Source organism: Rhodococcus sp. NPDC058639 (assembly GCF_042717545.1).
GTDB lineage: Bacteria > Actinomycetota > Actinomycetes > Mycobacteriales > Mycobacteriaceae > Rhodococcus.
Map to the genome: position 1 here is coordinate 550,049 of NZ_JBHXRF010000003.1, position 10,049 is coordinate 560,097.

11 protein-coding genes are annotated in these 10,049 nt (G+C 67.8%); 6 read left to right on the forward strand and 5 right to left on the reverse strand.

From position 1 onward, the window contains the following. Window positions 1-20: 20 nt before the first annotated feature. The 5 genes from ACFWU2_RS08285 to ACFWU2_RS08305 all read left to right on the forward strand — a co-directional run bounded on the left by ACFWU2_RS08285 (window position 21) and on the right by ACFWU2_RS08305 (window position 5,223). On the forward strand, window positions 21-1,199 hold the full coding sequence (locus tag ACFWU2_RS08285) for an aminotransferase class V-fold PLP-dependent enzyme (RefSeq protein ID WP_378603796.1): 1,179 nt from the start codon (window positions 21-23) through the stop codon (window positions 1,197-1,199). Window positions 1,200-1,406: 207 nt separating this feature from the next. Continuing rightward, entirely contained in the window at window positions 1,407-2,027 is a 621-nt protein-coding gene (locus tag ACFWU2_RS08290; protein WP_378603716.1) for a 50S ribosomal protein L25/general stress protein Ctc, read from the forward strand. Window positions 2,028-2,122: 95 nt separating this feature from the next. After that, complete coding sequence (gene pth, locus ACFWU2_RS08295; protein WP_378603719.1) at window positions 2,123-2,695, forward strand: aminoacyl-tRNA hydrolase; 573 nt, start codon at window positions 2,123-2,125, stop codon at window positions 2,693-2,695. 119 nt (window positions 2,696-2,814) lie between these two features. Further along, the gene (locus ACFWU2_RS08300) at window positions 2,815-4,503 is read left to right on the forward strand and encodes a peptide chain release factor 3 (RefSeq protein WP_378603722.1); all 1,689 of its coding nucleotides are present in this window, start codon (window positions 2,815-2,817) and stop codon (window positions 4,501-4,503) included. Window positions 4,504-4,602: 99 nt separating this feature from the next. After that, on the forward strand, window positions 4,603-5,223 hold the full coding sequence (locus ACFWU2_RS08305; RefSeq protein WP_378603725.1) for a hypothetical protein: 621 nt from the start codon (window positions 4,603-4,605) through the stop codon (window positions 5,221-5,223). Window positions 5,224-5,271: 48 nt separating this feature from the next. On the opposite strand, the gene ACFWU2_RS08310 is transcribed toward ACFWU2_RS08305, so the two are convergent. The 5 genes from ACFWU2_RS08310 to ACFWU2_RS08330 form a co-directional block, all read right to left on the reverse strand. After that, window positions 5,272-6,309, reverse strand: a complete 1,038-nt coding sequence (locus ACFWU2_RS08310) for an enoyl-CoA hydratase/isomerase family protein (RefSeq protein WP_378603728.1) — start codon at window positions 6,307-6,309, stop codon at window positions 5,272-5,274. 58 nt (window positions 6,310-6,367) lie between these two features. Continuing rightward, window positions 6,368-7,042 (reverse strand): pyridoxal 5'-phosphate synthase, encoded by a 675-nt coding sequence (locus ACFWU2_RS08315; protein WP_378603731.1) that lies wholly within the window; start codon window positions 7,040-7,042, stop codon window positions 6,368-6,370. 56 nt (window positions 7,043-7,098) lie between these two features. Beyond that, window positions 7,099-7,569 (reverse strand): VOC family protein, encoded by a 471-nt coding sequence (locus ACFWU2_RS08320; RefSeq protein WP_378603733.1) that lies wholly within the window; start codon window positions 7,567-7,569, stop codon window positions 7,099-7,101. Between the two features lie 63 nt (window positions 7,570-7,632). Further along, window positions 7,633-8,118 (reverse strand): nuclear transport factor 2 family protein, encoded by a 486-nt coding sequence (locus ACFWU2_RS08325; protein ID WP_378603798.1) that lies wholly within the window; start codon window positions 8,116-8,118, stop codon window positions 7,633-7,635. Between the two features lie 131 nt (window positions 8,119-8,249). Further along, window positions 8,250-8,855, reverse strand: a complete 606-nt coding sequence (locus ACFWU2_RS08330) for a TetR/AcrR family transcriptional regulator (RefSeq protein WP_378603735.1) — start codon at window positions 8,853-8,855, stop codon at window positions 8,250-8,252. A 97-nt stretch (window positions 8,856-8,952) separates the two neighbouring features. On the opposite strand from ACFWU2_RS08330, the gene ACFWU2_RS08335 reads away from it, so the two are divergent. Beyond that, the coding region (locus tag ACFWU2_RS08335) for an acetyl-CoA acetyltransferase (RefSeq protein ID WP_378603737.1) at window positions 8,953-10,049 on the forward strand (1,097 nt) is incomplete at its 3' end.

The following is a 10,049-nucleotide window of genomic DNA, read 5'->3' on the forward strand; positions in this document are numbered from 1 at the left end:
GGGCGGGAGGGGATGTGCCGATGCTGGATCTCGAGCAGGCGCGCCGGGACACACCCGGATGCTTCGAACGCGTGTTCCTCGACAGCGCGGGTTCGTCGCTTCCGCCCACCCCGGTGGTCGACACGGTGGTGTCGCACCTGCGGCGGGAAGCCGAGGTGGGCGGATACGCCGCGGCGCACGAGCGGCGCGGCGATCTCGACGCGGTGAAGACCTCGCTCGGCCGTCTGCTCGGCGCGCCGGCGGAATCCATCGCACTGTCGGACAGCGCGTCACGTGCGTGGACATCGTTCTTCTACGCGGTGCCGTTGCAGCCCGGCGACAGAATCCTCCTCTCCCGGGCCGAATACGCCGCGAATGCGGTTGCGGCACTGCAGCGTGCACGAACGACCGGAGCTCACGTGGAGGTGGTTCCGTCCGATCCGTCCGGACGCATCGACCTCGATGCGCTGACCGGGATGCTCGACGAGCGTGTCCGGCTGGTGTCCGTGGTGCACGCCCCCACCAACGGGGGGCTGGTCAACCCGGTGCGGGAGGTGGCCGATGCCGCCCACGCAGTGGGTGCACTCGTACTGCTCGACGCGTGCCAGTCCGTCGGCCAGTTGCGAGTCGAGATCCCCGAACTCGACGTCGACGCGCTGTCCGGAACCGGCCGCAAGTGGCTGCGCGGGCCGCGCGGCACGGGCTTCCTCTATGTCCGGCCGCGCCTGGTCACGCAACTCGAACCCGCGATGATCGATCTGCACAGCGCGGTGTGGACGGCGCCGGATCGCTTCGACTACGCGCCGGACGCCACCCGGTTCGAGATGTGGGAGGCCGACGTCGCCGCACGACTGGGACTGGGCGCGGCCGTCGACTACCTGCTCGGTCTCGGGGTCGACGAGGTGGTCGACGCGCTCGGTTATCGCGCCCAGCACCTGCGCGACGGCCTCGACCGCATTTCCGGAGCGACCGTGCGAGATCTCGGTGACCGGCGCAGCGGAATCGTCTCGTTCACGCTGGACGGCTGGGAACCGGACGCTGTGCGGGACGCGCTGGCGCAACAGTCGGTGACGGTGACGGTGAGCCACCGCAGTTCGACGCTGCTCGACATGTCGGCCCGCCGTCTCGACGCGGTCGTGCGGGCCTCCCCGCACTACTTCGTCTCTCCGGCCGACGTGGACCGGTTCCTGTCGGCCGTCCGCGACCTCGCAGCGCGATAAACGGTCTCCACCTGCGCGGGTTCGCGTCCGAGGAGCCGATCCGGTAGAGTGGATCGAGTTGTCTCGGCGAGGGTGGACCGCATCTGTCGGATCACCGTGATCGACGCGGCCGCGGCTTTGATGAGCACCTGCTCCTGTCGCGCGTGCCGGCCCACTTGCCGAGAACACCCGACCACGAAGTGCCATCAGCGTAGGAGCCGTTACATCATGTCCGACGAGAACAATCTCGTAGCCAGCGTCCGCACCGAGTTCGGCAAGGGCGCCGCGCGCCGTGCCCGCCGCGACGGTCAGGTCCCCGCCGTGCTGTACGGCCACAACACCGACCCGCAGCACCTCGCGCTCCCCTCGCGTGAGTTCGCCGCCGTCCTGCGTGCCCACGGCACCAATGCCATCCTGACCCTGGACATCGACGGCACCGAGCAGCTCGCGCTGACGAAGTCCGTCGTCGTCCACCCGATCCGCCGCTACATCGAGCACGCCGACCTCCTCGTCGTGGTGCGTGGCGAGAAGGTCACCGTCGAGGTGCCCGTCGTACTCGAGGGCGAGCCCGCCAGCGGCACCCTGGTCGTGAACGAGGTCAGCACCATCAAGATCGAGGCCGACGCGATGAAGCTCCCCGAGGAGATCAAGGTCTCCATCGAGGGCGTCGAGGCCGGTACCCAGATCCTCGCCGGCGGCATCGAGCTGCCGTCGGGCTCGAGCCTGCAGGACGACGCCGATCTGCTGATCGTGAACATCGTCGAGGCTCCGTCCGCCGATGATCTCGAGGGCGAAGACAGTGCCGACGAGGCCCCCGTCGCAGAAGAAGCAGCAGAAGAAGAGGCCTGAGTCTTCACCGGCTCCCTGTGAAGTCACTCGTGCGGCGCGTCATCCTCCGGGGTGGCGCGCCGCACGTCGTTGTAGATGCACGGAAGGAACTGCACGTGAGCGAGGACACCGCGCTCGTCGTCGGGCTCGGAAATCCCGGGCCGAAGTACGAAAACACCCGGCACAACATCGGTTTCATGGTGGCCGACGTGCTGGCAGGCCGGGTCGGTGGCAAGTTCGGTGCCCACAAGCGCAGCAATTCCGACATCGTGCAGGCACGCCTCGACGGTCGTCAGGTGATCATCGCCAAGCCCCGCACGTACATGAACCTCTCCGGTGGCCCGGTCGCGAGCCTCGCGAAGTTCTTCTCGGTCGAACCGTCGAACATCGTGGTGATCCACGATGAACTCGATCTGGACTTCGAGACGATCCGTCTCAAGCAGGGCGGTGGTGAGAACGGGCACAACGGACTCCGGTCGACGTCCTCGGCACTGGGTACCAAGGATTACGTGCGCGTCCGGATGGGCATCGGGCGCCCTCCCGGCCGGCAGGACCCCGCCGACTACGTGCTCAAGCCGTTCTCCACCACGGAACGCAAAGAGCTGCCGGTGTGGTGCGAAGAAGGCGCCGACGCCGTGGAACTTGTGCTGCGACTGGGGCTCGAAGGCGCCCAGAACCGCGTGCACTGATACAGAACCGTCCGGACGGGCGCAGTCGAATCCGCCCGAAACGACCGTACGAGTCGCCGAGTAACATGGACGAGTTGCCGGCGACAGCCGCACCAGTCCCGCTTCGAGAGGTTTCCGCGTTGAGCACCCCGCACGCTTCGGCCGTCAGCGAATCCACCGGAGTTCCGAAGCCCGGATCCGGGAAGGAAGTACGTGCCGAGGCCCAGCGCCGCCGTACATTCGCCGTCATCTCCCACCCCGACGCCGGTAAGTCCACGCTCACCGAGGCCCTCGCTCTGCACGCGAAGGTGATCTCCGAGGCGGGCGCCGTGCACGGAAAAGCCGGCCGCAAATCGACCGTCTCCGACTGGATGGAGATGGAGAAGGCGCGCGGCATCTCCGTCAGCTCGACGGCACTGCAGTTCAACTACACCTCCTCCGAGTCGGCTCGCGGCGACGACGGAAGCGAGACGGTCAACGTCATCAATCTCGTCGATACGCCCGGTCACTCCGATTTCTCGGAGGACACCTATCGCGTGCTCACGGCTGTCGACGCGGCCGTGATGCTCATCGACGCCGCGAAGGGCCTCGAGCCGCAGACCCTCAAACTGTTCCAGGTGTGTCGTCACCGCGGCATCCCCGTGATCACCGTCATCAACAAGTGGGACCGGCCCGGTCGCGCACCGCTCGAATTGCTCGACGAGATCGACGAGCGCATCGGCCTGACCCCCACTCCCCTGTTCTGGCCGGTCGGTATCGCCGGTGATTTCCGTGGGTTGCTGCGTCGCGGCGAGGACGGCACCGCCACCGAGTACATCAAGTTCACCCGTACCGCGGGTGGCGCGAAGATCGCACCCGAAGAGCACCTGTCGGTGAACCAGGCGTCCGAGCGCGAGGGCGATATCTGGACCGAAGCCGCAGAGGAATCCGAACTTCTCTCGGCGAGCGGTCAGGACCACGACCAGGAGATGTTCCTCGCCGGACAGACGTCCCCGGTGATCTTCGCGTCGGCGATGCTCAACTTCGGTGTCCGGCAGATTCTCGACACGCTGGTGTCGCTCGCACCGCCGCCGCGCGCCCGGATCGACATCGACGGCAACCCGCGCAACGTCGACGATCCGTTCAGCGCGGTGGTGTTCAAGGTCCAGGCCGGTATGGACACCGCGCACCGCGACCGGCTCGCCTTCATGCGGATCGTCTCCGGTGTCTTCGAACGCGGCATGGTGGTCACGCACGCCCAGACCGGGAAGCCGTTCGCCACGAAGTACGCGCTCACCGTCTTCGGGCGTGAACGCACCACGGTGGAGAACGCCTACCCCGGGGACGTGGTGGGTCTGGTCAACGCGACCGCGCTCGCGCCGGGCCACACGTTGTACGTGGACAAGAAGGTGGAGTTCCCGCCGATTCCGTCGTTCGCCCCCGAGCATTTCGCGATCCTGCGCGCCGAGAGCGCGTCGAAGTACAAGCAGTTCCGCAAGGCGGTCGATCAACTCGACTCCGAAGGTGTCGTGCAGATTCTGCGCAACGACATCCGCGGTGACGCCTCGCCGGTGATGGCGGCAGTCGGTCCGATGCAGTTCGAGGTCGTCGCGGCCCGGATGAAGGCCGAGTACAACGTGGACCCGAAGATCGAGCCGCTGGGTTACGCGCTCGCGCGGCGGACGGACACCGCATCGGAAGACGAGCTCAACCGGCAGCGCGGGGTCGAGGTGTTCACGCGGTCCGACGGTGTGCTGCTCGCACTCGTGAGCGACAAGTGGCGTCTGCAGTACATCCAGAAGGAACACCCGGACCTCACGCTCGAACCGCTCGTCGCCGCGGCCGACTGACGGAATCCCGGCGGACGCACCCGGTGAGTGCAACCTGCGGACTTTACTGATACTTTCCCTTCCGTCGATCCGACGTATCGGGTGGAATCAGGAGCAACGATGAGCGACGACGCACCGGCCTCGGCTGGGGACGGACTGCCGTCCGGTACGCCGGGGGACGCAACCGCACGGTCCGGAGGACCGAAACGGTCGGGAACCTTCGTCTACCCGTTGCCGAGCACCCCTCTGCCCAGCAGCACTCCGCTCACGGGCACGGTCCGGCCGGACTCGGCGGGGAAGTCCGCTCCGGGTGCGTCCGGAGCGAACACCGAGAGCGAGCGCGCGATCGACCGCGACCCGGCCGGCGGGGTGGACGCCGGCATCTTCGACGAAGGGACGACCCTGGTGAGCAGCACCAGCACGAACGGCACGGTCAACGGTGCGGGAACCGCAACCGACGGTGCCCGCACCACCACCGCGACGTCCTCCGTCACCGCGCCGACTCCGTCCCGGCGGAACTCGATGGGTGTGGCCTCGGTCCGGATCGCAGCCCGGCTCGCCCAGAACGAACTGGGAACCTCCGGTGGCCAGGGCGACCCGATCTCGGACAACGACGAACTGCTCACCCTGCTCGGCGAGTACCTGGTCGCCGGCGGGCTCGAGAAGCCCGAACTCCACGTGACCCTCGGCGGTCAGACCATCGTGGTGGACCTGCAGACTCCGCAGCGTCACGCACGCTGACCGGTTCCCCGGCGGCGCGGCACGACGCGCGCGCTGCCGGAACGCCGGTCAGTTGTCCAGCAACGCCGCGATCGACGCCTGATCGACGTCCCCGAGCGTGGCGGGCGACCACTGCGGATTACGGTCCTTGTCGACGAGCACGGAGCGAACTCCCTCCGCGAAGTCGGGCGTGAGGGCGATCTTCACCGCTACCCCGAGTTCACGGGTGAAGCACTCCTCCAAGGTGCTTTCGGCACCTCGCCGCAACAGTTCCGCGGTGACCCAGACACTCGTCGGCGACAACGCCGTCAGCGCGTCGCGTGTCTTCTCCGCCCAGACGGTGTCGATATCGGGGTCGTCGGAGAGACGGGCCAGCATGTCCAGCACGGTCCCGTCACCGAAGACCGCCTCGATGTCGGTGAAACGCCGCGCCAAATCCGATTCGGGGGCCGGTTCGACGTACTCGTCGAGCGCGTCCTGCCAGTGTCCCGCTCTGATCCGGTCGGCCAGTTCGTCGATACGTGCGCTCGGCACATAGTGTGTCGCGAGTCCGACCGCGAGTGCGTCACCCGCGTCGATCCGCACACCGGTGGTACCCAGGTACATGCCGACAGCGTCGCAACGCGCCGTGGTTCCGCGCAGCCGGGGAAGGAAGTGGCTGGAACCGACGTCGGGAATGAAACCGATGGCCGTCTCCGGCATCGCGAAGGTCGACTTCTCGGTCGCGATGCGCACTGCTCCGTGCACCGAGATCCCCAGTCCCCCACCCATGGTCACGCCGTCGAGCAGCGCCAGGTAGGGCTTGGGGTAGGTAGCGACGAGCCGGTCGAGCCGGTACTCGTCCGAAAAATAGCCGCGGACGGTGTCGGCGTCGCCCTGCACCGCCGCCTCCCGCACCGGCTTGATGTCACCCCCCGCACAGAACGCGCGATCGGACAGGCTGGTGACCAGGACGGCCGTGATCTCTGGATCGTCGCGCCATGCCTCCAGCGGTGCATACATGTCGCGGATCATCGACCGGTCGAGCGCGTTGAGTGCAACCGCCCGGTCGAGCTGCACCTCGCCGACACCATTGGCGACGCGTGTGCGGATGAAGGAGTCGTTCACGGGCCGGAGCCTACCGGTCGTCCGCCCGTATCGCGGTATGCCCGGGCCGGTTCCCGCTCTACGGATACAGCTGTTCGTACGTCCACGTCGCCCCGTCCCGGCGGTAGCGCAGCCGCCGATGCCGGCGGCCCGGGTCCGCCTGCCAGAACTCGACGGTGGTGGCCTCGAGACACCACGCTCTCCAGTGGGGCGACACCCACGCCGGGTCGGCGTCCAGCGCCTCGAGCCGCTCACTCACCACACGGTCGTAGTCGCGGGGGTCGTCGAGCACCTCGCTCTGCAGACCGGTCGACGCAACCGCGCGAGCCAGCGGGGACCGTTCGACGAAGTCGCGGCCACACACCTCGGAACCGCCGGAACGGACCGACCCCCGCACCCTGACCTGACGGCCGTGCTCACACCAGTAGAACGTCAGTGCCGCAGCGGCCGTCGCGCGCAGGTGGCGCCCCTTCGGGGACCGGTCGTCGCCCGAGAACCACCAACCGTCCGCGGTGACATCCTTGAGCAGCAGGATCCGCGCATCGGGCAACCCGTCCTCGTCGACGGTCGACAGCGTCGTCGCATGCGGCTCCGAAATGCCGGCGTCCACGGCGTCCGTCAGCCACTGCAGGAACAGATCCTGGGGTCGTGGGGTTACCGGACGCTCCGGCGGTGGCTGCGTGGCGAACACCGGGATCGCCCTGACCCAGGCGCGGACGTCGGGGTACTGCTCGCGGTGCGGGATCTCGTCCACCCGGGAAGCGTAACGGCCCGAGGTCGGGTCACGGCTCGAGTCACGGGGCGACGACGTCAGTCTTCTCCCGTGGCCGCGTCGCCGGTGAGCGGACCCGCCAGCATCCACCGGTGACCGAACGGGTCGAGCAGGGTCGCGTTGCGATGACCGTGGCTTTCGTTGATCCAGCGTTCCACCGACCCTCCGGCGGTGCGGGCGCGAGCGAGAACGGCGTCGGCATCGCCGACCGGGAGCATCAAACTCACCGAGGTGGCGCCGGCCTGGGGCGCGGTCAATCCCATCTCGGGAAACTCCTCGGCGAGGTACACCATCCCCGTCGGAAAGCTCAGCTCGGCGTGACCGATCCGCCCGTCCTCCATCACCACCGGGTCGCCGACGAGCGAGGCGCCGAAAACTCCGGTGTACCAGTCGATTGCGTCACGCGCTCGGGAGACGGTGAGGTACGGGAGAGCGCCGGCGGCGGGAAAGTCGTCGTCAGGGTTGGTCGGCATCTCCGGATGATCTCCCTTTTCCGATGTGTTTGTCATGACCCCAGTCTTCGCGCCGGCGGCTCACTCGTCTTGGACGATTGGGAACACTTCCTCGGCCGCTCACGAGGCTCGGGGCTGATTCGTCAGCATCGCCCACCGGTTGGTGGTCAGCCGGAAGTTCGGGAGGTCGGACAAGAAAGTCACCGTCTCCCAGTTACGTTCGTAACCGGTGTGGCAGATGCGCCAATTCCCGTCGGCGCCCAGGATGTAGCGATCGAAGTAGTGCGCCGACCCCCGCATCATCATTCCGTCCTCGGGCACCATGATGGTGTCGGCCAGAAGCCACACGCCCGTTGCGGTGGTCCCGTCGGGTCCGATTTCGATCTCGGGATGACTGCAGTGATGTTCGGTCACCATGCGGGTGCCGAGCGTGTTCTCGAGGAAGCCCAGAAATGCGTCACGCGACTCGAAACTGAGATGCTCGCCGTACACCGCGGTGGCGTCGGGCATCAGGGTGTCGGACAGTTCGGTCCACGACTTGGTATCCAGCGCTCGCAGGTAGCGGTATTTCAAGCGCTCGATCGCCGCCACCGCCGCCAGATCCATCACGGGCCTCCCGTCACCATGTACCTGCAGGTACCGCTCCAAGGCTAGTCCCGAAATGTCTCGGCGGGCGTGCAATTCGGAGACTCGGAGACCGGCTCGATTGCGGTTCGGTCACAGCACCGGGCCCCGGATCACGGCGGAGGACGAAGTCCGCGAACGGTGGTCTCGACGACCAACTCGGCGTACGCGTCGTCCTCCGCCGGCTCGGGGGTCGTCAGGGCGAACAGCGCGTGACTCAGGACGGCACCGGTCACCAATTCGAGAAGCAACGTCGCCGACGTGTCCGTCGGCAGATCGCCGCGCTCGACGGCCCGGTGCACGATGGTGCGCGCCGCGAGCAGACGGCTCTTGTTGAGGGTGTGCGTCAAGCGCGCGAGCAACTCCGGATTCACCCGGGCATCGAGCGCGACGCGAAGGCTGACCAATCCGGGCGTGGTGCGATAGCCCTGCAGCAGCTGGCGCGCGAGCTCGACGAGATCCGAGCGCAGATCGCCGGTGTCGATGGGCACCGGAAGGGGGCTGCGTGCCTCGAGCGCCTGGACGAGCAGGTCGTCCTTGCTTTCCCAGCGGCGGTACAGCGCGGCTCTGCCCACCCGCGCCCGCCGGCCCACGGCATCGAGGGTGAAGCCGCGCCAGCTCGTCTCCGAGTACACCTCCAGTACCGCGTCGAACACTCGGTCCTCGAGGTCGGCGTCGCGGGGCCGCCCGCGGCGGCGCGGGGCTGCTACATCGGTCACCACCCGAGTGTGCCAGACCGGGTCCACATTTACAGACTGAAACAGTCCGTATTAGGCTGTGGGCGTCCCTCCCCGACGAAGTACTCGAAGGAACGCCATGACAGACCCCACCCGGGTTCCCGTCGTGATCGGCGTCGGCGACCTGCGCTCCGGCCGCGCCGGTTCGCCCGCCGACCCACGCGAACCGCTCGACCTCATTCATGAGGCCACCGCGTCCGCGCTGACCGACACCGGTGTCGATCGCGACGATCTGGTCTCGCGCATCGACACCATCCGGGCCATCAAGACCGCAAGCTGGTCCTACGACGATCTGCCCGGCCTTCTCGGCGAGCGACTCGGCGCACGAGCCGTCCACACGTCCACGACCCCCATCGGCGGGCACTGGCCGGCGGCACTGCTCGATCGCATCGCGCACGACATCGCGCACGGCACGAGCAGCGTCGCGTTGCTCGTTGGCGGCGAGGCCCAGGCCTCGGTGACCAACGCCTTCAAGAAGGGCACCGATCCGGCATCGCTCGGCTGGACGACCGCTCCCGGCGGCCCGCCCGCATTCGATCCCGACGACCTCGGCAGCCCCGCCATGCAGCGGGCCGGAATGATCGCTCCGACCCGGGTCTACCCGCTCTTCGAGAACCGGCTCAGTCACGAATTGGGCCACACCCGCGAGCAGTCGATCGACTGGTCCGCCGAGCTGTACGCGGCGTTCTCGGAGATCGCCGGCAACAACCCGGCTGCCTGGAACCCCACCCTGCGCACCGCCGACGACATCCGCACTGCCGGACCCGGCAACCGCATGGTCACCGACCCGTACCCACTGCTGTGCAACGCGATGCCGTTCGTCGACCAGGCAGCCGCCGTGGTCGTCACCTCGCTCGCGACGGCCCGGGAACTCGGCGTCGCCGACGACCATCTGCTCTACGTGTGGGGTGGCGCCGGAGCCACGGAGACCCCGGACGTCCTCGCCCGGGCAGAACTCGGCCGCTCCGCCGCGCTCGCGGATTCCCTGCGCCGCACCCTCGAGGCCACCGACCTTCGGCCCGGCGACTTCGACATCGTCGACGCATACAGCTGCTTCCCCGTGGTACCCAAACTGCTCGTCGAGCACCTTGGTCTCCCGCGCGACACGGTGCCGTCCGTCACCGGTGGCCACTCGTTCTTCGGTGGACCGCTCAACAGCTACACGCTGCACTCGGT